This is a genomic window from Clostridium sp. SY8519 (assembly GCF_000270305.1).
Taxonomy (GTDB): Bacteria; Bacillota; Clostridia; order Lachnospirales; family Lachnospiraceae; genus SY8519.
In genome coordinates this window covers 484,241-508,385 of sequence record NC_015737.1, presented here as the reverse complement: position 1 = coordinate 508,385, position 24,145 = coordinate 484,241, and the positions used below count along the sequence as shown (strand labels likewise).

The window sequence follows — 24,145 nt, the reverse complement described above, 5'->3', positions numbered from 1 at the left end:
ATTATTTGACAGCAAGGAAAGAATGATAGCGTGTGTTTTTCGGAGAAAGGTTACAGTTAAGAACGGTTCCGCCAAGCGTACATGTAGATTTTCTGAGATATGCATCTATGCTTCCATAGCGAAAGATCATGTCTGCAACGAACTGGATCAGATGGGAACTGTGATTGCTCACTGTAACAGCAGAAAAACCGGCTGTATGAAGCAGATCTTCACAGACTTCCACCTGGAAAGTCCCGGGAAGAAGAAGTTCTTTATCTCCGGTATGAGTCAGAGAAGAAAGGACCAGAGTTCCGCCCGGTTTTAAGACACGAAAATCTTCGGATAAAGCTTTTGCGGGATCGTCAGTCAGAGTCAGAACACATTCCATGAAAACAGCGTCAAACATTTCGTCTTCATAAGGAAGATCACAGGCATTGCCGACGGAGAAGCGGATATCCGGATACTCCACAGAGTCGGAAGAAATACATGCTTCAGAAAGATCGATACCATAAGCCTGACAGTGAAAGGCAGAAACGAGATATTCCAATGTGGTTCCGAGACCGCAGCCGATATCTAGAACTTTGGAGGAGTTATCCAGAGGAAGGTTTTTACAGTTTTCTTTGGTCAGCTCAAGGCCACCGGGATGTAAGACAGGTTTCATCATTCATTCCTCCGTTCATAATACAATTATTATAACAGGTTATATTGCTGTTTGAATACAGAAAGGAAGCATCAGAATGAGCAAACAGTTGGATCCGAAAGAAATTCTGGAATTATTTTCACAGAGCATTCACTGTTCCCAGATAGTGGTGCGTGAATGGGCGGATGATCTGGGGTTAGATGAAGAGATCATGATGCGGATGGCAGCACCTTTCGGCGGCGGTGCGTTTTCGGGAAATATGTGCGGCGCTGTTTGCGGAGCACTGATGCTTTTGGGTGCGGAATACGGCCATTTTGAGCCGGGAGATACCGAAGGCAATGAGAATATGATCGCAAAGATTGGTGAGTTTAAACAACGTTTTACGGAGGCTAACGGTTCTTTGATTTGTCAGGAGATTATCGGTTATAACTTAGGTGTTCCGGGAGAAAGTGAGAGGGCCTTTGCATCCGGTGTGATTGCAAAAAAATGTCCCAACTGCGTAAACACCGCACTGGAAATTCTGGATGATATGTTAGGTTAGGAAAATGAGAGAAGAGAGCTGTTTCCGTTCTCCTGTTGACAGCTGGGTGGCCGGCCGTCTGGGGATTCCCTTGGACAAACTGACGGCAGAACGTCTGGAGATGTATCAGCTGCAGCGGATCAGAACGTGTCTGAAGTATGTAAAAGAAAATAGCAGATATTATCGGAAGAGCCTGGCAGAGGTGGAGCCGGATGAGATCAGAACGATGGGAGATTTTCGAAGGCTGCCGACCTGTTCAGAGCAAGATCTGATCGATTCTGAATGGATGTTTCAGTGTGCGGAGTCTACAGAGATTCGCAGAGTGGTTACCGTACCGACTACCGGTACAAGTGGTAAACAGAAGAGGATTCGTTTTACTGAAAACGACCTCAGATCAGCCATGGCTTTTGCTCCTGCCGGATTTGCAGTAATGTGTGAGCCTGGGGATAAGGTAATGGTTATGATGTCCGGTGGATTTGACGGCAGTATCGGAGATAATGTGGCGAAAGGTTTAGAACCGTTGGGAACCAAAGTGCTGCTCTATGGTCAGGTGATTGATCTGGCAGATGCGGCAGATGCTGTGATAAAGGAACAGCCGGATGTGATTGTCGGTATGCCGGGACAGATTCGGATGCTGGAACGTTATATGACATTGCATCATATGGAGTTTTCCTTAAAGAGCGTTCTTTTGAGCTCTGATGATCTGCCGGAAGCGATGTGCAGACAGCTGCAGGAAAGCTGGAGCTGTCATACTTTCCGTCATTACGGAATGACAGAAGTCTGCATGTTCGGTGCGGTGGAATGCCTGGGGAAGGACGGATATCACTTAAGAGCCTGTGATATCCTGTATGAAGTGATCGATCCGGATGAAAACGGTTACGGGGAGATCGCAATCACTACATTTGCGCATGAAGGGATGCCATTGATCCGATATCGGACCGGTGATATCGGTAAGATGAGGAGAGAACGCTGCCGCTGCGGCAGTGAACTTCCGGGAATCGCACATATTCTGGGGAGAAGAAAGAACAGAATGGTCTTCCGTGATCAGGCGGTATTTTTAAGTCAGGTAGAGGAATTGATATTTGCGGATTCCTGTATCGTGAATTTTGAAGTGGCTTATGGGGAAGCGGAACTTCAACTGACGGCAATTCACTATCCCGAAGACAAGCCTGATGTGGAACAGATTCTGAAACGATTTCGGGCACGTCAGGAATTTGAAGGAGTAACGGTTGAAATAAGGCTGCGAGAATTTCCCTGGGACGGAAAGCCGGGCAGCGGGAAAAAGGGAATCAGGAGACTATGAGAATATTATATGCAACAGCATCCCTTTGTCCGATTTGTAAGAAACGGATCGAAGGGGCTTATGTGGAGACAGATGGGAAGGTGCATCTGAAGAAAATCTGTCCGGAACACGGGGCTTTCCAGACGAGAGTATGGGAAGGGGAAGGATTCACGGAATGGTGCAACAACTGGCGACCGGAGACGGAAGACAGTCCGTGGTGTCCGGAAGAATGCGGGGTCTGTGAGAATCATAAGAATCAGACCTGCTGTGCGATTCTGGATATCACCACACAGTGTAATCTGAGATGTCCGATCTGTTTTGCTGACAGCGGCAGAGGAGAACATATGCCGACGGATAAGGTGTACCGATGTCTGGACGATATGTATGATAAAGGTCTTCGCTTTATCCATATCAGCGGCGGAGAACCGACCATCCATCCGGATTTTTTCGACATTGTATCCTATGCGAAAAAGAAGGGATTTCTCTATATACAGATCAATACCAACGGTGTGCGCTTGGCGGAAGATGCCTCTTTCGCAAAAGATCTGGAAGAGGCCGGTGCATCCTGTGTCTTTCTTCAGTTTGATGGAACGACGGAAGAGGCATTCGAAAAGATCCGCGGCGGGCGTTTTCTGGAGATTAAGAAGAAAGCTATTGAAAATTGTGATCGGGCAGAACTGGGGGTGGTTTTGGTACCGACAGTCATTCCGGGAATTAACGACGGACAGATCGGAAGTATCATCCGGTTTGCGCTGGATCATGCGCCTGCCGTGAGGGGAATTCATTTTCAGCCGATAACCTATATGGGACGGTATTTTGAAGGAGAACACTGCACCTTACCGGAGATGATGAACGCAATGGAAAAACAGACCGACGGACTGATCCGGAGAGAACAGATTCTGCCGTCAGCCTGCGATGCACCGTTATGTGGATTCCATGTGGAATTCAAACGAAAAGGAGACCATTTGGAGACACTTCAGGATGCGGAAGGTGGATGCTGCTGCGGAAGCAGTGGGTCGGAAAACGGCATATCTAATCTGGTGAAAAATCAGTTTCATGTGAAGAATCGCTGGTCAAGAGTTAAAGGGGGAGAATATGCGTCGGGGTCCCTGATGGCCCAGAAGAAAGAGATGAGTGACGCAAGTTTCTGTATCAGTGGAATGATGTTTCAGGATCTGAGTAATATCGACCTGGGAAGAGTAATGCATTGTTCCGTTCATGTGTATAAGGAAGGAAAACTGATCCCGTTCTGTGTTTATCACAATACGAGATCACAGGTGTAAACGATGGAGAATCTGAGAAATAATTTTGTCTGTGACAAGGGCGTGGTCTGCGGCGGTGTGATTGAAGTCGGATTATATGATCAGCCGGGCGTGAGTGTCAAAGCATGATGGGAGGAGTGATCCTGGCAGCCGGTATGTCCAGTCGGATGCGGATATTTAAACCTTTGATGGAAATTGCAGGGAAGCCGATGATCTTCTGGTCTGTCCAGCATATGCTGGATGGTGGAGTACAGAAGGTGGTGGTCGTGACCGGCCATAATCATACAGAACTGGAAACCTATATTCGGAAACAGTGGGTCGGAAAAGTAATGACGGCGTTTCATGCGAACTATTCCAACGGGGAAATGTTTGATTCCGTGAAAGTTGGTTTACAGCAGCTGATGGGATGCAGTAAGGTGGCGTTGTCCACGGGAGACCTGCCGGCAATAGACCCGAGGGTTTATCAGGTGATGCTGGAAGAAGAACTTCCGGATAGAATAGAGATTCTGATCCCGGGAAACGGAAAGAAAAACTGTCATCCGCCGGTATTTACGGCCTATGCCGTAACTGAAATTCTGAAATATGACGGAACCATGGGGCTCAAAGGATTCTATGACAGGCATCGGGACTGGATTCGTTATGTACGGATCGAAGAACCGGGATGTTTTATGGATCTGGATTACAGAGAAGATGTGGCAGCAGTGGAAGAATTGTTATCAGAAAACAACAGCCACCCGGCGCATCGCGCCGAGTGACTGTCGCTGCAGAAGCAATCATAGGGATGCTGTCTCAATACTTCACAAATTTGAAGCCGTTGGCTTTCGCGTATTTTTGAGCGGCACTTCCTTTTTTTTCCATAGATCCTGAAGCCGGTCTTTTTTCCGATCATGGGAACAAGCGTGAGATCTTCTTCATCGAGTCCATCGTACCAATAGTAGCCGAAGGCCCATTTGCCGATGTTCTTGACGTTGCGGGGAATCCGGACGGATTTCAGACTGTCGGTCGTAAACGCGCGGGTTTGAATGGTGCGGACCTTATACGTGATCCCATCGTGTGTAACTGTCTGAGGGACGGTCAGTTCGCTGGCACTGCCCAAATATGCGTCCAGCCGGACGCTGGGATTGTCCGTGTCGAGAATCGTGTAGGTATAGTCATTCATCGTAAAGGACGTGGCAGTGTCATCGATGCCGTCGACCGCCATAGCTTTTTCGCCCATTACCGGCATCAGTGCCAGCATGAGGACCAGGGCTAGAACGATGGTCAGACCCTGCGCGGCAGTGTGTTTCAATCCATTCTTCTCCATGACATTTTCCTCCTCCGGATCTTAGTCCGTTTCGCTTCTTTTCGGGGCTCATTCATCTCGCAAAGTATTGCGGAATTTCGTTTTTAAAACATCGTCTGCACCAAAATATTACGGGAGATGTGCTTACGCGCTGAGGCGCGGATGCTGACCAATGGATGGGTTATTTATATTATACCGGATTTCGGAAACTTAAAACGATACCCATAAGTGTGGAATACGGTGGTTTTTAGCTTCCCCAGGCTCGGGACATAACGTTTTTCGTGTATCCCTTGTTTTGGACATCCTATTGTGTGTGGTACCCTTACACTGGTAGGAGAAAGGATATCTTTCCTGCCCTTTCGGCGAGGGATGGGACAGGTGAGAAGAAGGGAAAGAATGGTAGAAGGTAAATGAGCAGATATTGCATAGCTTAGGGTGAATTCATTGAAAGAGAGAATAGCATCTTTAGATGCTGTAAAAATTACGTTGAATTTTACGTATTTTTTCATATAATAAAAGTAACAGAAGCAATGAAAAATTACGGAAGGAGCTGAACGAAAATGGCAAATATTTTACCAGTATCTGATCTGAGGAATTATAATGAAGTCCTGAAACACTGTCATAAAGGAGAACCGGTATATCTGACCAAGAATGGCAGAGGACGTTTTGTAGTCCTGGATATTGAAGATTATGAGCGTGATCGTGCGGAGAAAAAGCTTCTGATGAAGCTGCAGGAAGCCGAGGAAGCAGTGAAAGACGGCGAAGGATGGCTGGATTTGGATGAACTGAAAGCACTTATGGTGAAATAAGATGTTAAAATTGCGGATTAATCCGGTTGTTGCAAAGGATCTGAAGAATATTCGAGATTACATAGCTGAAGACAGTGAGGGATATGCTGCAGAAACCATAAAGGAAATTTATGGTAAATTTGAGAATCTCCAGATGTTTCCGGGAATAGGATCAGACCTTTCCAAACGAATCGGTTTTCGGACAGATTACAAATATGCGATATGGGAAGATTATGTTATTATATACAAGGTAGGCAGTGAGTACGTTGAGATCTATCGTGTGATTAACCGATATCAGGATATTACGAGGATTTTTGATTGATAACAGAAACGGGATAATGAGACCATTCATATGATAATCCAACAGTATACTTCACATATTACTATGGAAAATTGAAAAAAATTAATGAAGGAACCCGTGTATCAATAGATTTAATGCCATTAGGCTATTCAATATACAAAGGAGATAATAATTCCTCAGTGTGATCTGTGGTTGGTTAAGAAAATCTGTATAAAACAGGACAGTGTCTATCCGACAGGAACGATAGGGGAGGCGCAGTCCAGCAGGCGCCTCCAACGGAATCACTTTCTGTGCCAGTTCATGCTGCTCTCACAGGTTCACTTCACGATTGACTGCCTTCAGCGTCTGACTGCGAAGATCCCGGGCGGCTGCCTGGATATCCTTTTTTGCAAAGATTGCTGAAATGACAGCGATTCCGGCAATTCCGGTTCCGGAAAGGGACAGGATGTTATCTCTGGTGATACCGCCGATTGCGATGACGGGAATATCCACAGCCCGGCAGATTTCCGATAAGACAGCGTGGTCCACCTGTTCCGCGTCATCTTTGGAATCGGTGGGAAATACCGCGCCTACACCCAGGTAATCCGCGCCCCGTTCCTGGGCCAGCAATGCTTCTTTTACCGTGTGGGCGGATACGCCTAAAATCTTGTCGGGGCCAAGTTTTTCCCGGACATTTCCCGCCTCCATATCGTTCTGCCCCACATGGACACCGTCGGCGTCTGTCTCAAGGGCGAGGTCCACATCATCATCAATTACAAAGGGAACCTGATACCGACGGCACAAGTCCCGCAGCTGCAGCGCTTCTTTTAAGTATTCGTCATGGGAAAGCCGCATATCATCTTTTTCGCGTACCTGCAGAAAAGATACGCCGCCTTTTAAGGCCTGCTCGACAGCTTCGTATAAGGTCCTGCCCTGCAGCCAGTGTCTGTCGGTAACAGCGTATAAGAGAAGGGATTTTTTATCGAATTTCATAGTTTGCTCCTTGTTCCAGTGTTTCTCCGGTCATATTGCAGACGGCGTCAATGATGCGTATGCGAAGAGATGCATTGCCTTCGGCTCCCGTCAGGTTTTTTACAGCGATTTCGCCGGCCAGACCCATCAGGATCGTGGCGGCTGCCGCGGCTTCCAGCTTGCTGTCCGGATTGGCGGCAAGGAATGCGGTCATCAGACCGGAAAGCTGGCAGCCGGTGCCGGTAACGGTGCTCATTTCCCTGCGTCCGTTCCGGATGACATAGCAGGAAGAAGCGTCAGCGACCAGATCAATCGCGCCTGTGATCGCAATAATACATCCGCAGGTTTTGGCGTAGTCTTTGGCAAATGCAGCCATGCGCTCAAGGTTTTCTTCGGTAACGGCATCTGCGGCGTCCGCGTCCACGCCCTTGGTTGTAGTGCTGCCCAGTGCCAGAGCCTTAAGCTCGGATACATTCCCGCGGATGACATCAAATTTGAGTTCCTCCATCAGAGATACCGCGGTATTGGTTCGCAGTCTGGAAGCACCTGCGCCTACCGGGTCGAGGAGAAGTGTGTGGCCGAGAGCGTTTGCCTTTCTGCCTGCGCGATACATTGCCTCAATGGAACGTTTCTGAAGGGTTCCGATATTGATGTTTAATCCGTCACAGATGGCAGTGATATCTTCCACATCCTCCGGTTCGTCGGACATGATGGGACTTCCGCCGACAGCAAGCAGTACATTTGCCACATCATTGACGGTGACATAGTTGGTAATGTTGTGTATGAGCGGTGCTTTTTTCTTTACATTCTCCAGACAGTCTTTGATCATTTCAGAATTCTCCTTCTGTTTCAGATGCAGGGATAACCATACATATGCACCAGCCGATGCGCCGTGAAATGCAGGTTCCGCAGATCGCTGCAGAAAAAAGCGCGGTCCTGTATGGACTGCGCTTAGTGAATGCGAAAAACTATTTCCCTACGTTGGCATGATCCAAATCAGGTTATGGGTCAGGAATTCTATTCCACTCTCAGTCCCTGGGGACTCCCCTGTTTCTACCAGTTATTATAGAGGTTAGGGGAGAGATGTCAATATAGGGAAGAGGAAGAAGGTTGCCTGGAAGCAGCAATAGGGTGACGCTGCAGTGGACAGTCCGGATAAAATATGATAATTTGTGGGAAACTAGAATAAAATAGTGGATCAGATTCACTTGAAGAGAGGAGCTGCGAAAACAACATGAAAGTACTGATTCTCAACGGAAGTCCGAGAAAAGACGGAAACACAACCATTGCGCTGAATGAAATGATAAAGATTTTTGAGGCGGAAGGCGTAGAAACAGAAGCTGTCCGGATCGGAAACAAGGATATCCGCGGATGTATCGCCTGTGGGACATGCGCCGACAAGGGCAAATGTATATTTGATGATATTGTGAATGAACTCGCGCCGAAATTTGAAGAAGCCGACGGCCTTGTGGTGGCATCCCCGGTGTATTATGCGTCAGCAAATGCTACGCTGATTGCCTGTCTGGACAGACTTTTTTACAGCACCCGGTTTGACAAGACCATGAAGGTGGGGGCAAGTGTGGTTGCCGCAAGACGCGGCGGATTGTCTGCGACGTTTGACGAACTGAACAAATATTTTACGATCTGCGGAATGCCGGTGGCATCCAGCCAGTACTGGAACAGCATCCATGGAAGAGAACGGGGAGAAGCAGCGGAAGACCTGGAAGGTCTTCAGACGATGCGGGTGCTTGCCAGAAATATGACATTCCTGATGAAGAGTATTGCGCTGGGAAAAGAAGCTTACGGCCTGCCGGAACAGGAAGAGTGGCAGCCGACGCATTTTATCCGATAATCGTTTTTGTGGCGCAGATGGCCATGAAACAAACGGCTTGCTGCGGAAAATATTTCAGTGGATGATCAGATGCTCCGGGAAAGCCTGGAGGAACGGGTAAAGAAGGGAAAACAGGATGAAAACTGAGGAAAAGAAAGAGCATATTCAGAAGATCGGATGCGGAAGAGAAAACTGCAGATTTCTTGCAGAAGGGAAGATCTGTATTTCTGAAGTGCGCATGTTTCGGGAACTCCCGCTGGAGCTTCAGAAAGAACTGGCGGGTAAGTCCGTGCATTCCACGTTTCAGGCGGGAAGTTATATCGCCGCGGAGGAGGATGAAATCAACTCGGTGATTATTATTCGAAGCGGAAAAGTCAAAATTTCCAGAACAGACGCCATGGGGGAGGAACATATCCTGGATGTCCTGCATGACGGTCAGAGTGTCTGGCACGGGATTTTCCTGAAAGAACACCGGTACAATTATGACGTGATCTGCATGAGCGAAGTGGCAGTCTGCGAGATCCCCCGTGAGACGATTATGAATGTGCTTACCCGTCATCCGCAGATTTCTCTGAGCCTGATTGAGATTCTGGCACAGGATATCATGGATGCGGAGGAGAAAGTGATGCTTCTGTCGATTCGGGAACCGAAGCAGAGGGTGGCCACTTTTCTGCTTCGGCGGGAACGGAGATGTCTGGGGCCTGAGATCCATCTGAAACTGGACGACATTGCTTCTTCGGTGAATCTGCGGGTGGAGACAGTGAGCCGGAATATTGCGCAGCTGGAAAAGGATGGCGTGATTCAGCGGACCGGGCGAGGGCGCCTGAAAGTAATGAATCATGAGAAACTGCGGCATATGACGGAATTGAATTAGCCGGACTCGGCCCTTTTTGGAAGTCTGCAGCCCAAAACATTTTTTGAAAAATGAGAAAGAATCCAGTTACTTGATTACAATCAAAGAACTTGGCGCAAGAGTCTGCTACTATCAGCTTGTCACAAGGAGATGACAGATGGAAGCAGAACAAACCGTCGGTCACAGAAATTGTGGCAGACGGTTTTATTTTATTTTGCTGGAAACAGGAGGGCGCCATGATCAAGGGAAGAATTCATTCAATTGAGACATTTGGTTCGGTCGACGGCCCGGGCATTCGCTTTGTGATTTTCCTGAAGGGATGCGCGATGCGATGCAAGTTCTGCCATAACGCGGATACCTGGGACGGACAGTCGGATGACCTGCGCACCGCGGATGAGCTGATCGAACAGGCACTGCGGTACAAGCCATACTGGGGCAGCGAAGGCGGCATTACAGTTTCCGGCGGAGAACCGCTGCTGCAGATTGATTTTCTGCTTGAGCTGATGAAAAAGGCAAAGGAGCGGGGCATCCACACGGTAATCGATACGGCAGGCCAGCCTTTCCGGCCGGAGGGCGAGTGGTTTGCAAAGTTTGAGGAGCTGATGCGGTATACGGATCTGCTTCTGGTGGATATCAAGCAGATCGATCCGATGAAACATATGAAACTGACCGGTGTGCCGAATGAAAACATACTGGAAATGTTTCGCTATCTGGATAAGATAAAAAAACCCATCTGGGTCCGTCAGGTGCTTGTGCCGGGCTGGACCGATGATCCGGAAGATTTACAGAAGGAACGGGCGTTCCTGGATACGCTTTCCAATATTCAGAAAGTGGAAGTGCTTCCCTATCATTCCATGGGAGCCTATAAATGGAAAAAGCTTGGAATTCCCTATGCGCTGGAGGGCGTGCAGAGTCCGACGGGGCAGCAGGTGAAACAGGCAGAAGAAATTCTCGGCGCGGGTGAGTTTGCGCCGGCAAGAGTAAGCGTTGCGTAAAATAGAGAACGCATTGCAGAAGCTGCAGGGCAGACAGAAAAATGCGAAACGCGCAACAGCGGCCGCAGCGCAGAAAGGAGAGCAGGATATGAGAACAGAATGGCGAGGATTTAAAGGAAATAAATGGACCGATGATATCGATGTACGGGAGTTCATCCAGAAGAACTACACACCCTATGACGGCGATGAAAGCTTCCTGGAAGGCGCGACAGAGGCAACCGATCTTCTGTGGGGCAAAGTACAGGAACTGCAGAAAGAGGAACGGGCAAAGGGTGGTGTACTGGACTGTGAAACAGAAGTGGTTTCCGGCCTGACTGCCTATGGAGCCGGCTACATCGACGCATCGATGAAAGATCTGGAGAAAATCGTGGGTCTTCAGACGGACAAGCCGTTAAAACGGGCCTTTATGCCCTATGGCGGAATCAAGATGGCGGAAGAAGCCGCTGAGAATTACGGGTACCATGTCAACGACAAGTTCCACAAAATTTTTACAGAGTACCATAAAACCCATAACCAGGCAGTATTTGACGCGTATACTCCGGAGATGCGTGCCGCGAGACATTCGCACATCATAACCGGGCTTCCGGATACCTACGGACGGGGACGAATCGTCGGTGACTACCGAAGAGTCGCTCTGTACGGCATTGACTTTCTGATTGCGAAAAAGCAGGAAGACTTCGCGAACTGCGGAGATGGCACAATGACTGATGACATTATCCGGCAGAGAGAAGAGATCAGCGAACAGATCCGTGCGCTGAAAGGCATGAAGGAAATGGCAGCCGCTTACGGATATGACATTTCCGCGCCGGCGAAGAATGCGAAAGAAGCGGTGCAGTGGGTATACTTCGGCTACCTTGCGGCGGTAAAGACACAGAACGGCGCGGCGATGTCCGTCGGACGGATTTCCACTTTTCTGGATATTTACATCGAGCGGGATCTGCAGGAAGGGACCCTGACAGAAAAAGAGGCGCAGGAACTGATTGATCAGATGACCATGAAGTTCCGCATGGTGAAATTTGCCCGGATTCCCAGCTACAATGAGCTGTTTTCCGGCGATCCGGTCTGGGCAACCCTGGAAGTGGCGGGCGTCGGCATGGACGGCCGGCCGATGGTTACCAAAAATGACTTCCGTTTCCTTCACACCCTGGAAAACATGGGACCTTCACCGGAGCCGAACCTGACCGTTCTCTACAGCTCCGCACTGCCGAAAAACTTCAAGAAGTACGCGGCAGCGATCTCCGTACGGACATCCTCCATCCAGTATGAAAACGATGACGTGATGAAACCGGTATGGGGCGACGATTACAGCATCTGCTGCTGCGTCAGCGCGACACAGACGGGGAAGGAAATGCAGTTTTTCGGCGCCCGGGCAAACCTTGCCAAATGCCTCCTGTACGCAATCAACGGCGGAAAGGACGAGAAGTTTCTGGATAAACAGGGAAACCATATGCAGGTGGGACCGGAGTATGCCCCCATCACTTCCGAGTATCTCGATTATGATGAGGTGATCCACAAGTTCGATCAGATGATGGACTGGCTGGCAGGACTTTACGTCAATATCCTGAACCTGATCCAGTATATGCATGATAAATATTACTACGAGGCAGCGGAGATGGCGCTGATTGACACCGATGTCCGCAGGACATTCGCGACAGGAATTGCGGGATTTTCCCATGTGGTAGATTCGTTAAGCGCAATAAAATACGCGAAGGTGAAAACAGTCCGTGACGAATCCGGCCTTGTGACAGATTATGAAATTGAGGGAGATTTCCCCCGTTACGGAAACGATGACGAAAGAGCGGATGACATAGCGGTATGGCTGCTGAAGACCTTCTTAAAGAAGATCAAAAGACACCACACCTATCGGGATTCCGAGCCGACCACTTCGATTCTTACCATTACATCCAACGTTGTGTACGGTAAGGCAACCGGCGCGCTTCCGGATGGAAGAAAAGCCTATGTTCCCTTTGCGCCGGGCGCAAATCCGGCCTACGGAGCAGAGGAAAACGGCCTTCTGGCTTCCCTGAACTCAGTGGCAAAACTGCCCTACGAGTATGCGCTGGATGGAATTTCCAATACACAGACGATTCATCCGGATGCCCTCGGCCATGAGGATGCTTCCCGGGCAGAGAATCTGGTGCGGATTCTGGACGGATATTTCGATCAGGGCGCCCATCATCTCAACGTCAACATCTTCGGTGTGGAAAAATTGAAAGATGCCATGGAACATCCGGAAAAACCGGAGTACGCGAACTTTACGATTCGTGTCAGCGGGTATGCGGTTAAGTTCATTGACCTGACCAGAGAGCAGCAGCAGGATGTTATCTCCAGATGTGTGCATGAGAGAATATAAGAAAATAAAATCACAGAACGCCGGGAGGGGATCCCCTCCCGGGAAAACGCCCGGACTCTGTGGTATGCGGCGGCAGACCACAGAGTCCGGGCGTTTTTGGACCAGGGGAGGAGATTCCGGAACAGATGAGTCCACAGAACTACAAAAAAATAATTTAAACTGTATCCTCAGATACGGAATCTGCTGGGAATTTTGTGTATCCTAAATGCTGACAGAAGCAATACACAGAAAAAGTCGCTGAGAAAGGCGGTGCAGAATGAAAGAAAAAGTCGGAGAGGTCTTTTCCATAGCGAATGACAATATGCCGGTCAGCGGATGCACGGTTTCAAAGGAAATATATAACGGCGAAAATGCCATCAGTTATTTTTCCCTGGCAGAGCATACGGACATCAGCGCGGAAATTTATCCCTATCACAAGCTGATACTGGTGGCTGACGGAAGCATCGAAGTATATGGGAAGGAAGGCTATCAAAGGGTCCTGGGTGCCGGAGACGGGATCCTGACGTTAACGGACACACCGGTGGGAATCCGGACATCGGACCACGCGGTATACACAGAGATTTCGATTCAGAAGGAGGATATTATGAACGGAGCGATTCACGCAGGAGAAGTATTTAAACTGGCAGATCTGGTTCCTTACCAGGAAGGAAAGATCATAAACATGGATGTCGTACATAATGACAAGATGAAATTTGTCATTATGGCCTTTGACAAAGGCACAGGCCTGGCAGAGCATGCGGCGCCGGGAGAGGCACTGATTTTTGCGCTGGACGGGGAAGGTATTATTGGTTATGATGGAAAGGAGCATGTGATCAAGGCCGGGGAAAACTTCCATTTCGCGAAAGGCGGCCTCCATTTTGTAAAGGCAACAGAACAGTTCAAAATGGCACTGCTGCTGACACTGGAATAACAGGCGGGAATACCGGAAGAAAAACCGGAGTAACCGACAGGAACACCGGAAGGAAAAAGAGGGAATCCTATGAGAGACTATTTACAGATTGAAAAGGTATACGGAAGAGAAATACTGGATTCCAGGGGCAACCCGACCGTTGAGGCCGAAGTGACCCTGGCAGACGGAACCATCGGACGCGGCGCGTCACCTTCCGGCGCATCGACGGGAGCATTTGAAGCGCTGGAACTGCGGGACGGTGATCCGAACCGCTATGGCGGAAAAGGAGTCCGCAAGGCAGTCGCGAATATCAATGAGAAGATCGGGCCTGCGCTGGTGGGGACAGATGCATCGGATATCTATGAAGTGGACCGGATAATGATCGAACTGGACGGCACGAAGGACAAATCCAATCTGGGCGCCAACGCGATTCTGGCAGTATCCATCGCTGCAGTGCAGGCAGCGGCAAAATCTCTGGATCTTCCGCTGTACCGCCTGCTCGGCGGCGCCAATGGGGTGACGCTTCCGGTTCCGATGATGAATATTTTAAACGGCGGCGCCCACGCCACGAATTCCGTGGATACCCAGGAGTTTATGATCATGCCTGTGGGAGCAGCCGATTTCAGGGAAGGCCTGCGCTGGTGCGCAGAAGTGTTCCATGCGCTGCAGAAGCTTCTGAAAGAGGAAGGAGAGACTACTGCAGTAGGTGATGAAGGCGGTTTTGCGCCGAACTTCCAGAGTGATGAGGACACCATTGCGCATATTCTCCAGGCAATCCGCAATGCAGGGTTTGAACCGGGAAAAGATTTTGTCCTGGCAATGGATGCGGCGGCTTCCGAGTGGAAGAGTGAAAAAGGCGGAGGCTTTTATCATCAGCCGAAGTCCGGAAAAGAATTTACCTCGGAGGAACTGATCGGACACTGGAAGAGCCTGGTGGAAAAATATCCGATCTATTCCATCGAAGACGGACTGGATGAAGAAGACTGGGAAGGCTGGCAGAAGATGACCAGGGAGCTGGGGGACAAGGTGCAGCTCGTAGGGGATGATCTGTTTGTAACCAACACAGAACGTCTGAAAAAGGGCATCGAGCTGGGAGCAGGAAACGCAATTCTGATCAAACTGAACCAGATCGGTTCGGTCAGCGAAACACTGGATGCCATCAAGATGGCACAGAATGCGGGAATGCGCGCGATTGTATCCCATCGTTCCGGGGAAACAGAAGACACCGCGATCGCGGATCTGGCGGTAGCGCTTAACACCGGTGAGATCAAAACCGGAGCGCCTTCCAGAAGCGAGCGTACAGCAAAATACAATCAGCTGCTCCGTATCGAGGAAGATCTGAAGAATGCGGCGGTGTATCCGGGAAAACAGGCATTTCACTTTAACAGATAAAGTGGAAAGAAAGCTGTATTGAAATAACAGGAAAGAGTGATCCGGCCGGAGGGCCGGATTTTTCCTGTATGTGAAAAAAATGCAGGAAATCCATGCGTTTCACCGTTAGAGATGCTATGATAGTCTGCATGGAAACTGGGGCTGATCGGACGAAACGGAAAAGGAAAAAGCACACTGCTGATGGGGCGCTGGTTTTTATACAGGGAATGATCCAGAGAATGGGAAGGGAAAAATACAAAGTAAGAGACAGGGAAAACAGAAATGAATGACAGAAACAGGCAAACAGAAGAAACCATGATCCATCTGCGCCATGAACTCCATCGGCATCCGGAGCTCTCCCTACAGGAGAGCTGGACGAAAAAGCATCTGATGGAGTTTCTGAGAGAGCATACAGACTTGATTCTTACCGACTGCGACCACTGGTTTTATGGGGTAAAATATGCCACGGAAGGCAGCAGATCTGCTGCGCCGATTGCGTTCCGCGCAGACTTTGATGCCTTGCCCATTGCGGAAGCGTCAGATGCTTCGTATGCGTCCGCCTGCGCCGGAATCAGCCATGCCTGCGGCCATGACGGACACAGTGCCGCGTTGTGCGGCCTGGCGCTGGAACTGACCGGGCGGCGGCTTTTCCGGGATGTCTATCTGATCTTTCAGCACGGGGAGGAGATCGGAGCCGGAGGAAAGGAATGCGCGCAGCTGCTTACAGAAAAGAAGATTGGGGAAGTGTATGCCTTTCACAATTTAAGCGGCTATTCGGAAGGAGCGGTTGTGGTCCGGAACGGACTGACCCAGCCGGCGTCCAGGGGACTGACGATTCGCCTGGAGGGGAAAACCAGCCATGCGGCCAGTCCGGAGCAGGGGCGCAACCCGGCATTTGGGATTGCCGAGATAGTGCTGTATCTGCAAACACTGCTGCAGCAGCCCCATAAAGGGATGGTGCTCGGAACCGTGGTAAATATAGCGGTCGGCACAAAAGATTTCGGTGTTTCTGCGGGCTCCGGAGAATTATCCGTAACGCTCCGGGCAGAATATGAAACAGAGCTGGACGAGCTGGAACAGCGTCTGCGGGAAAAAACCGAAGCCGTCTGCGCTGCCGGTCAGCTGCGTGCAGGTTATGAGATTTCGGATCCGTTTCCGGAGACAAGGAATGATACGGCCTGTCTGGAAAAAGTCCGGGCGGCAGCAGCCTCCCTCGGAAGCGAAGTGATTGACATGAAAGAACTCTGGCGGGCCTCCGAGGATTTCGGATACTATACGAAGCGGTGTCCGGGAGCTATGTTTTACCTTGGAAACGGGGAAAATTACGCATCCCTTCATACGAAGGAATATGACTTCAATGACCGGAATCTCATGCCTGCAGTGGAACTGTTCCTGGCGATTCTGGAGCAGAAATAAGCAAAGGAATGAAAAATCCTTTCAGGAAAATTGAAATACGAGGAGCTTTAAGATGAAATACACAGGTTTGACCTATCGTCCCCCTTACGAGGCGAATTCCCTGTGCAGGATTTCTGCCTTATTCTGAAAGAAATAGATAAAAACGAGAGTAAAAAAGAAAAACGCGGGTTGACTGACTTTGGGCCGGGAAAAATACCAAAACCCGCAAGAAATTTCTAAAAAACGAATTGTACGGATATAAAAACATAAAGCCATGAAAAAGATCCGAGAATATAGAAAAAATAAAAAGAGTTTTCGAGTAAAAAGCTGCGGAACATCCGGCGGACAGCAGATGCGAAATAAGGAAAAAAGCGGATAATACAGGAGAATTCAAAACGCAGATCCGCTGGATGCCGGATGTGTATCGAATAATAAAAAATCGGCATGACAGGTCAGTAAAATAACACAAGAATGAAAAAATAATTACAAATCGACATCATTTCGAACTTTTATAATGTTGCCAACAAAAAGATTTGTCAGAAAAAAGACAGAACAGTGCGTGAAAGCAGGAGGAAATCGGAGTATGAAAGAGTTACTGATCCGTACATTAAATCACGAAACCACAGAACGGGCGCCCTGGGTACCGTTTGCCGGAGTACATGCGGGCAAGCTGAAGGGCTATACGGCCACAAAGATGCTGACAGACGCGGATGCGGCATTTGAGTCTCTGATGGAAGTGAATCGTTTGTACCGTCCGGATGGCCAGCCGGTGATTTTTGATCTTCAGATCGAGGCAGAATGCCTGGGCTGCGAACTGCGCTGGGCAGACGACTGCCCGCCGTCTGTAGCTTCTCATCCCCTGGAAACAGAAGACGAAGATGAGGCGCCGGAGACGCCCTGCAACTGCAAGATTCCGACAAAGGAATCCGGCCGTATTCCCTATGTCCTGGATGTGATGAGACGGATGAAGGAAGCAGTGGGTGACACTACCGCTTTATACGGGCTGATCTGCGGCCCCTTTACCCTGGCATCCCATCTGCGGGGCAATCAGCTGTTTACAGACATGTTTGACTTTGAGGATGAAGTGAAAAGCCTGCTTGCCTTCTGCGCGAGAACCTGCATGAAGATGGCAGAGTATTACATCGAGGCGGGCATGGATGTGATTGCCATGGTAGATCCGCTGATTTCACAGATTTCCAGTGATGATTTCAATACTTACTGCGCAGATCCCTATCGGGAGATTTTTGCCATGATCCGTGACAAAGGGGTGTATTCTTCTTTCTTCGTATGCGGAGATGCCACCAGAAATATTGAAAACATGTGCCAGACAGGCCCGGATTCCATTTCCATTGATGAAAATGTAGACATTCTGAAAGCAAAAGAGATTACAGATAAATATAATATCGTGATCGGCGGCAACATTCCCCTGACCTCGGTGATGCTTCTGGGCAATCAGCAGGACAACATGAAGTTCGCGGTAGACCTGTTGGACAGCATTCCGGAGAAGAAGAACTTTATCCTGGCGCCGGGCTGCGACATGCCTTACGATGTGCCGGTAGAAAATACCATCGGCATTTCCCAGGCGGTGCATGATCTGGACAGCACCCGGGAAATGGTGAAGAATTACAAATCAGAAGAAGTGGATACTTCCGGCGTCGTGCTTCCGGATTATGAAAATCTGAAGAAACCGCTGGTGGAGGTATTTACCCTGGATTCCGCCCAGTGCGCGGCATGCGGCTATATGATGAACGCGGCAAACCAGGCAAAAGAAACCTTCGGCGATCAGATTGATGTGGTGGAATACAAGTTTATTTACAAAGAAAATGTGGCAAGGTGTGTCAAGATGGGCGTTCCCAATCTGCCTTCCATGTACATCAACGGAGAGTTGAAATACCGTTCCCTCATTCCGTCCAGAGAAGAACTGGAAAAAGCGATTCAGGCCGCAATCGATCAGATGGCATAGAACACAGCATGAGCAGACTTTATCTGATTACCGGATTTCTCGGTTCGGGAAAAAGCACATTTTTAAAAAACTTCCTGCGGCTGTTTCAGGGACAGAAAATGCAGATGATTATCAATGAATTTGGCAGAGAAGGCGTGGACGGCACACTTCTGGCACAGCTTGGCATCGGACTGGAGGAAATCGCGGGGGGATCCGTATTCTGTTCCTGCCGGATGGATCAGTTTGAGAAAACCCTGCAGAATTTCGTGAAAAAAGACACGGAAGTGATTCTGGTGGAGGCTTCGGGTCTGTCGGATCCGACGGGTGTCCGCAAATTGTTTCAGAACGAGGACCGCTATCCGGAGATTGACTATCAGGGGGCGGTGTGTCTGGTGGACGCGGTGCGGTTTCCGAAGATCTACCGGAAATCCGTAACCAGTGTCAAACAGCTGGCAGCCAGCGATCTGGCAGTGATTAACAAGACGGATCTGGCAACGGAAGAGCAGCTGGAAGAAACCAGAACTCTGATCCGCGGCCAGCGGCCGGACATCCGGATACTGGAGACCAGTTACGGAGAAATTCATGCGGACATTCTGACCCTGCTGCGTCAGGCAGAGGCTTCGGCACAGCAGGATATGCCGCTGACAGCAGATCTTACCGTGAAACAGATGACAGTAACGCTGGCCGACCAGATTCCGTGTACCGTACTGGAAAAGTTCCTGCGGATGTTTCTGGAAGTCACCTTCCGGGTAAAAGGATTCGTCCGCACGCAGGAAGGACTGATGCTGGTAAACTGCACCGGCAATGTACCCACAGTGGAGCCCTGCAGGCTTTCGGTGCCGGAAGAGAAAATCGGCAGGCTGACGGTGCTTTCCGGCGCAGGCATGCCCATGCGGAAAAGAGTCAGAGAGGCTGCCTCCTGGTATCAGGAGTATGTGCGCGGCCTGGAATAGGCGGGGTGGAAGAAAATTATGAAAAACGCATTTTTGGGAGAATTTATCGGAACATTTATGATGCTTCTGTTTGGCTGCGGTTCCGTGGCGGTAACGGTGCTTTTCGGCTCGTTGATGGGGCAGCTGCAGATTGCAGTGGTATGGGGCGTGAGCATCGCCCTGGCCATCTATGCCACAAGAAATATCTGCTGTGCCCATTTTAACCCGGCGGTATCTGTGGCAATGGTTCTGTCCGGGCGGATGGCTCCGCAAAAGCTGCCGGTCTATCTGGCCGGACAGCTGAGCGGAGCTTTTGCCGGAAGTCTGCTGGTCTATGGCCTGTTTGCGCCGTCTATCCGGGTTTATGAGCAGACCCATGGAATTGTGCGGGGCACATTCGCGTCTGTGGCTACGGCAAAGATATTCGGGGAGTATTACCGGCAGCCGGGCAGCAGCGCGCAGGTCGGCATGGGACTGGCAGCAGCGGCGGAGCTGGTGGGAACTTTTATTCTGGTGTTTGTGATTTTCTGCCTGACGGAAAACTGCAATGTCGGCAAGCCGGACAGCAGCCTGCAGCCTCTGTTTATCGGCCTGACCGTTACAGTCATTCAGTGCATTATCGCGCCGCTGACCCAGGCGGGGCTGAATCCGGCCAGAGACTTTATGCCGCGGCTGGTGGCGCTGATGGGCGGCTGGAAATCCCAGGCACTTCCGGACACATCCGGCGGCTTTTTCTGGGTCTATATTCTGGCGCCGATTGTCGGAGGGATTCTGGCTGGCATGCTGTTTACCAAGGTGATTGAACCGAGTATGAAGAAGGAAAATCAGCCGGATATGTGCTGCTGCGGACGGATGGAAAAGAGGCAGAAGCGGAGGACGGGATCTGTCTGACAGTCAACGCGAGAGCAGAAACAGACCCCATGTGTCTGAAGCGTGTGACAGAAGATGCGTATGCAGCGGTATTTTCAGAAAAGGATACGATCGGTGTGACGCTGCGCTGCCTGATTCCAGGGAGGCCGAACCCTACGTATCGGTACAGGGCTTCCGTATAAGCTCGCTGATGACAGCGGGGACGCTGCATATGGTACTTTGAGACCTGCGAAATCATACATACCCTGTGCGGGGATCGGATGTGAGGCCGAAGCCCTGCGCAGGGATATTTTTATTATTGAAAGAAAGCCTGTCAGACAATCAACCTGCAGTTCCTGCATTAATAAGCGACTGCGTCATCCATCGTATAGCCTTCGAGAGAATTTTCTTTTACCTGAATACAGATATAAGTGATCGAAGAGTCATCACCAGCGAAAAACTGACGTTTTGCTGCAGGAGAGATTCTCAGCCAGTCTCCTGCTTCGAGAGAGATCTCGTCGCCGTCGATGACAGCTTTTCCTTTACCGGAAAGAATCCCGTAGATTTCCTCGTTGTTTTTGTGAGCATGAACAAAAGGTACATTTGAGCCTGCAGGCATCTGATTAATGCTGATTTCAGCGCCTGTTAAACCAAGCTGGTCGTGAAGTTCAACTCTTCCTTCGTTTCCGATTTTTGTTTTGCTGTAAGTTTTCATGATTGTTTCCCTCCATGATTTCTGAGTTATTGTGTTTATGATCACATCATACGGTGATGCGCATTCAAATACCAGTACGCACCTTTTTATAACTGTACAGTCAAAAATGAATGTGTTATTCTTGGCTGAGAGGTGAACATCATGAAAACAAAAGAAGAATTGCCGGAATGTCCGGTAGCGACAGCGGTAGATTTGATTGGCGGAAAATGGAAATTACTGATCCTGCGAAATCTCAGGATACGTCCATGGAGATTTAATGAATTACAGAGAAGCCTTGAGGGAATTTCTCAGAAGGTCCTTACAGACAGCCTGAGACAGATGATGGATGACAGCCTCGTGTATCGACAGGATTATCACCAGATGCCGCCAAAGGTGGAGTATGGATTGACAGACCTTGGAAAGAAAATGCAGCCGATCATTGAGGCACTTGCGGAATTTGGGGAATATTATAAGTCGGTGGTGGAGTGAAAGACAGATCGTGGTATAAGTCTGGGAGGAATATTTTATCATGGAGTTTTTGGAATACGGAGATGCAGATGCGGATATTATTTTAATTCAGCCGGTGGACGCACACGACCTGAGCCTGATGGAGCAGGAAATCGCCGCGATACGGGAAAATACAGCGGAAGATTTCCGGTTGATTGCCTGTAAAGCAGATGACTGGAACCGGGATCTTTCCCCGTGGAAAGCACCGGCTGTATTTGGAAAGGAAGAGTTCGGGGACGGCGCAGCCCAAACGCTGCAGGAAATCCTGAAGTATTGTGATGGCTGCAGAGACAGAAGGAAAACGTATTACATCGGCGGGTATTCACTGGCCGGGCTTTTTGCGTTATGGGCAGTCTGTCAGACAGATCTGTTTCGCGGTGCCGCAGCGGCGTCGCCTTCTCTCTGGTTTCCCGGATTCGAGGAGTTCATGAAAGAGCGGAAGATTAAGAGCGGAACGGTGTACTTAAGCCTGGGAGACAAAGAAGAAAAAACACGAAATCCAGTGATGGCAACGGTGGGGGACAGAATACGCGGGGCAGAGATTCTGCTGAAAGAACAGGGGATCAACTGTATACTGGAATGGAATCCGGGCAACCATTTCAAAGACGCGGATCAGAGAACGGCAAAGGCGTTTGCCTGGGTGATGAAGCAGCCGCTGGAATGAAACCGGCGGTCAGACAGGAGAAAAGAAACATGACAAATGCAGAGAAAATAAATGAATGGCTGAAAGAATGTGTGGAACAGTCGGATGCCTTTTTCCTGAATACAGTGGAAAATGGAAAGCCGAAATCAAGACCGGTCAGTTTTCATATGCTGATCGATGACGTCAATTACTTTGGAGTCGGAGCCATGAAAGAAGTTTACCGGCAAATGCTGGAAAATCCGTGGGTGGAGCTATGCGGGCTTCTGGGAAATGGCAGACAGTTCTTCCGCTATTATGGAAAGGCAGTATTTGAACAGGGAGATCGATTATCCAAAATTGCGCTGGAACAGCCCGGATACCCGGTCATGAAAAAAATCTATGCGGAAGGCAGCGGAAATCGTTTTGCGGTATTCCATCTGGAAGAGGCGGTGTTTGAAAAAAGAGCCATGATGTCCGTCCTGGAGACGATTCGATAGGGGACAGACATACAGCAAAAAGGAATGCAGCGAAATATACGGAGTTTGCAAATGATTAAAAAATTAATGTATATAGAATTGAAAACGGGTTACTCAGATGACGGCCCTGCGTGGATCGGATATGTGAAGACATCCAGGACAGGGAAGACGATTTATTTTAATAATCATGCGTTTCAGCGGCAGACAGGATATAATTCCAATTACGAAGATATCGAATCCGGAGAGGCGTACTGGATTTCCGGGTGTAAAAAATATGAGAGCAATCGTCATTGGGCCGGACACGGGAAGATTATGATTGACGAAAGAGCCATACCGGAATATCTGGAACTGATCGGCGAAAAAGAGCTTCCGGCCGGCTTGTTTGAAAAGACGCAGATAGCAGACTGTTATCCGGTGGAACGAATCCGGAAGCTGCTGAATTGATTTGAGGAATGGAGCTAAGCAGAATAGTATGAAAATAATCAGATGTCGAAAAACGAATCGTAAGGGAAAATTAGTAAGCGCCTTGCTTGCAGCGGCTGTGTTTTCTGGATGTATTTCGTTTCCTGCGTATGCGGATGCCGGAAAGGCAGATCTTTCTCAGGCATTTTTTACCCGTTTAAACCAAAGTTATACTTACAAGGGAAAAGCTGTTTATCCGAATTTTCTTATCGCATGTGAACAGGTTGTGGAAACAGATCATGGAGACGGGACGGCGACACAGATCATTCAGTATATAATTCTCCAGAGAGGACAGGATTATAAAGCATCGATTTCCGGAAATCGGGGCATTGGAAAAGCAACGGTTACGGCGGTGGGAAAAGGCAGCTATGCGGGTCAGAGGAGCTCAGCAGCGGAAATGCCTGAAAGTATGAAGAGGTTTTACTGGTAAAAATTCGAATGGGAGGAATTGATATGACAGAATTTCTGGAACTTGCAAAAGAGAGATATTCATGCAGAAAGCTTTCAGACAAGCCAGTGGAAGAGGAAAAAGTGCAGAAGATACTGGAGGCTGCCCTGGCAGCGCCTACTGCGCACAACATGCAGCCGGAGAAAATATGGGTGATCACGAAAAAGGAAGATATTGAAAAAATCAGGCAGGCGACAAGCTGTACTTTTGGCGCAGGACTTTTCTTTGTGGTTGGCGCAAAGACAGAGGAAGGCTGGGTGCGGGAATTCGATGGCCGCAGCTTTGCTGCTGTTGATGCATCAATTGTAGGCACACATATCATGATGGAGGCCGAAGATCTCGGACTGCATACTACATGGGTCGGCTGGTTTGATCCGAATGTGATGAAAAAGAATTTTCCTGTAATGGAAGGATATGATCTGGTCGCTGTATTCCCGGTTGGATATGCGCTTCCGGAAGCACATCCTTCACGTCTGCATACTGACAGGAAAAAGAAGGAAGATGTCGTAACGTTTATATGA

At 49.2% G+C, this 24,145-nt stretch carries 27 protein-coding genes and 1 riboswitch; of the genes, 22 read left to right on the top strand and 5 right to left on the bottom strand.

All coding sequences use genetic code 11. The annotated features are described in order from the left end of the window. Nucleotide 1 precedes the first annotated feature (1 nt). Nucleotides 2-643 carry a DVU_1556 family methyltransferase gene (trsM, locus tag CXIVA_RS02445; RefSeq protein WP_013976433.1) on the bottom strand — a complete coding sequence of 214 codons (642 nt, stop codon included), beginning with the start codon at nt 641-643 and terminating at the stop codon, nt 2-4. Between the two features lie 73 nt (nt 644-716). On the opposite strand from trsM, the gene CXIVA_RS02440 reads away from it, so the two are divergent. From CXIVA_RS02440 to CXIVA_RS02425, 4 genes are all read left to right on the top strand, one after another. Beyond that, nucleotides 717-1,160: a C-GCAxxG-C-C family protein gene (locus CXIVA_RS02440; protein WP_013976432.1), complete on the top strand. Its 444-nt coding sequence runs from the start codon at nt 717-719 to the stop codon at nt 1,158-1,160. A 4-nt stretch (nt 1,161-1,164) separates the two neighbouring features. After that, entirely contained in the window at nt 1,165-2,442 is a 1,278-nt protein-coding gene (locus tag CXIVA_RS02435; RefSeq protein ID WP_013976431.1) for a DVU_1553 family AMP-dependent CoA ligase, read from the top strand. Continuing rightward, complete coding sequence (locus tag CXIVA_RS02430; protein ID WP_013976430.1) at nt 2,439-3,704, top strand: radical SAM protein; 1,266 nt, start codon at nt 2,439-2,441, stop codon at nt 3,702-3,704. The genes CXIVA_RS02435 and CXIVA_RS02430 overlap by 4 nt, the downstream gene beginning before the upstream one ends. Before the next feature lie 104 nt (nt 3,705-3,808). Further along, nucleotides 3,809-4,438: a nucleotidyltransferase family protein gene (locus CXIVA_RS02425; RefSeq protein ID WP_041727559.1), complete on the top strand. Its 630-nt coding sequence runs from the start codon at nt 3,809-3,811 to the stop codon at nt 4,436-4,438. On the opposite strand, the gene CXIVA_RS13725 is transcribed toward CXIVA_RS02425, so the two are convergent. Then, nucleotides 4,363-4,986, bottom strand: coding sequence for a hypothetical protein (locus CXIVA_RS13725; RefSeq protein WP_013976428.1), 624 nt, complete (start codon nt 4,984-4,986; stop codon nt 4,363-4,365). The two genes, CXIVA_RS02425 and CXIVA_RS13725, sit on opposite strands and share 76 nt — an antisense overlap. Before the next feature lie 539 nt (nt 4,987-5,525). On the opposite strand from CXIVA_RS13725, the gene CXIVA_RS02420 reads away from it, so the two are divergent. Further along, a complete protein-coding gene (locus CXIVA_RS02420) occupies nt 5,526-5,774 on the top strand; it encodes a type II toxin-antitoxin system prevent-host-death family antitoxin (RefSeq protein ID WP_013976427.1) in 249 nt (82 codons plus the stop codon). A 1-nt stretch (nt 5,775) separates the two neighbouring features. Beyond that, on the top strand, nt 5,776-6,075 hold the full coding sequence (locus CXIVA_RS02415; RefSeq protein ID WP_013976426.1) for a type II toxin-antitoxin system RelE/ParE family toxin: 300 nt from the start codon (nt 5,776-5,778) through the stop codon (nt 6,073-6,075). 288 nt (nt 6,076-6,363) lie between these two features. On the opposite strand, the gene thiE is transcribed toward CXIVA_RS02415, so the two are convergent. Both thiE and thiM read right to left on the bottom strand, forming a co-directional pair. Continuing rightward, nucleotides 6,364-7,026, bottom strand: a complete 663-nt coding sequence (gene thiE, locus CXIVA_RS02410) for a thiamine phosphate synthase (RefSeq protein ID WP_013976425.1) — start codon at nt 7,024-7,026, stop codon at nt 6,364-6,366. Beyond that, nucleotides 7,013-7,834: a hydroxyethylthiazole kinase gene (thiM, locus tag CXIVA_RS02405; RefSeq protein WP_013976424.1), complete on the bottom strand. Its 822-nt coding sequence runs from the start codon at nt 7,832-7,834 to the stop codon at nt 7,013-7,015. The genes thiE and thiM overlap by 14 nt, the downstream gene beginning before the upstream one ends. Before the next feature lie 126 nt (nt 7,835-7,960). Then, a riboswitch (TPP riboswitch) is annotated at nt 7,961-8,064 on the bottom strand. A 175-nt stretch (nt 8,065-8,239) separates the two neighbouring features. On the opposite strand from thiM, the gene CXIVA_RS02400 reads away from it, so the two are divergent. From CXIVA_RS02400 to CXIVA_RS02355, 10 genes are all read left to right on the top strand, one after another. Beyond that, on the top strand, nt 8,240-8,857 hold the full coding sequence (locus CXIVA_RS02400) for a flavodoxin family protein (protein WP_013976423.1): 618 nt from the start codon (nt 8,240-8,242) through the stop codon (nt 8,855-8,857). 115 nt (nt 8,858-8,972) lie between these two features. After that, nucleotides 8,973-9,710 (top strand): Crp/Fnr family transcriptional regulator, encoded by a 738-nt coding sequence (locus CXIVA_RS02395; protein ID WP_013976422.1) that lies wholly within the window; start codon nt 8,973-8,975, stop codon nt 9,708-9,710. Nucleotides 9,711-9,925: 215 nt separating this feature from the next. Then, a complete protein-coding gene (pflA, locus tag CXIVA_RS02390) occupies nt 9,926-10,684 on the top strand; it encodes a pyruvate formate-lyase-activating protein (protein ID WP_013976421.1) in 759 nt (252 codons plus the stop codon). A gap of 88 nt (nt 10,685-10,772) precedes the next feature. After that, nucleotides 10,773-13,037 (top strand): formate C-acetyltransferase, encoded by a 2,265-nt coding sequence (pflB, locus tag CXIVA_RS02385; RefSeq protein WP_013976420.1) that lies wholly within the window; start codon nt 10,773-10,775, stop codon nt 13,035-13,037. A gap of 256 nt (nt 13,038-13,293) precedes the next feature. Further along, nucleotides 13,294-13,947 carry a cupin domain-containing protein gene (locus CXIVA_RS02380; protein WP_013976419.1) on the top strand — a complete coding sequence of 218 codons (654 nt, stop codon included), beginning with the start codon at nt 13,294-13,296 and terminating at the stop codon, nt 13,945-13,947. 69 nt (nt 13,948-14,016) lie between these two features. Beyond that, entirely contained in the window at nt 14,017-15,318 is a 1,302-nt protein-coding gene (gene eno, locus CXIVA_RS02375) for a phosphopyruvate hydratase (RefSeq protein WP_013976418.1), read from the top strand. Nucleotides 15,319-15,579: 261 nt separating this feature from the next. Next, the gene (locus CXIVA_RS02370) at nt 15,580-16,713 is read left to right on the top strand and encodes an amidohydrolase (protein ID WP_013976416.1); all 1,134 of its coding nucleotides are present in this window, start codon (nt 15,580-15,582) and stop codon (nt 16,711-16,713) included. Nucleotides 16,714-17,275: 562 nt separating this feature from the next. Next, entirely contained in the window at nt 17,276-18,655 is a 1,380-nt protein-coding gene (locus CXIVA_RS02365; RefSeq protein WP_013976415.1) for a uroporphyrinogen decarboxylase family protein, read from the top strand. Between the two features lie 8 nt (nt 18,656-18,663). Continuing rightward, nucleotides 18,664-19,587, top strand: a complete 924-nt coding sequence (locus CXIVA_RS02360) for a GTP-binding protein (protein ID WP_013976414.1) — start codon at nt 18,664-18,666, stop codon at nt 19,585-19,587. Nucleotides 19,588-19,605: 18 nt separating this feature from the next. Beyond that, nucleotides 19,606-20,457: an MIP/aquaporin family protein gene (locus CXIVA_RS02355; protein ID WP_013976413.1), complete on the top strand. Its 852-nt coding sequence runs from the start codon at nt 19,606-19,608 to the stop codon at nt 20,455-20,457. Nucleotides 20,458-20,776: 319 nt separating this feature from the next. Here CXIVA_RS02355 and CXIVA_RS02345 read toward each other — a convergent pair whose 3' ends face one another. Continuing rightward, nucleotides 20,777-21,130: a cupin domain-containing protein gene (locus CXIVA_RS02345; RefSeq protein WP_013976411.1), complete on the bottom strand. Its 354-nt coding sequence runs from the start codon at nt 21,128-21,130 to the stop codon at nt 20,777-20,779. A 141-nt stretch (nt 21,131-21,271) separates the two neighbouring features. Here CXIVA_RS02345 and CXIVA_RS02340 point away from each other — a divergent pair, with 141 nt between their 5' ends. The 6 genes from CXIVA_RS02340 to CXIVA_RS02315 are packed head-to-tail and all read left to right on the top strand — an operon-like array spanning nt 21,272 to nt 24,145. After that, a complete protein-coding gene (locus CXIVA_RS02340; RefSeq protein WP_013976410.1) occupies nt 21,272-21,598 on the top strand; it encodes a helix-turn-helix domain-containing protein in 327 nt (108 codons plus the stop codon). Between the two features lie 40 nt (nt 21,599-21,638). Next, nucleotides 21,639-22,280: an esterase gene (locus CXIVA_RS02335; protein WP_013976409.1), complete on the top strand. Its 642-nt coding sequence runs from the start codon at nt 21,639-21,641 to the stop codon at nt 22,278-22,280. Nucleotides 22,281-22,309: 29 nt separating this feature from the next. After that, a complete protein-coding gene (locus CXIVA_RS02330; protein WP_013976408.1) occupies nt 22,310-22,735 on the top strand; it encodes a pyridoxamine 5'-phosphate oxidase family protein in 426 nt (141 codons plus the stop codon). Nucleotides 22,736-22,786: 51 nt separating this feature from the next. After that, nucleotides 22,787-23,158, top strand: coding sequence for a hypothetical protein (locus CXIVA_RS02325; protein WP_013976407.1), 372 nt, complete (start codon nt 22,787-22,789; stop codon nt 23,156-23,158). A 28-nt stretch (nt 23,159-23,186) separates the two neighbouring features. Beyond that, nucleotides 23,187-23,606 carry a hypothetical protein gene (locus CXIVA_RS02320; RefSeq protein ID WP_013976406.1) on the top strand — a complete coding sequence of 140 codons (420 nt, stop codon included), beginning with the start codon at nt 23,187-23,189 and terminating at the stop codon, nt 23,604-23,606. 23 nt (nt 23,607-23,629) lie between these two features. Continuing rightward, nucleotides 23,630-24,145 (top strand): nitroreductase family protein, encoded by a 516-nt coding sequence (locus tag CXIVA_RS02315; RefSeq protein WP_013976405.1) that lies wholly within the window; start codon nt 23,630-23,632, stop codon nt 24,143-24,145.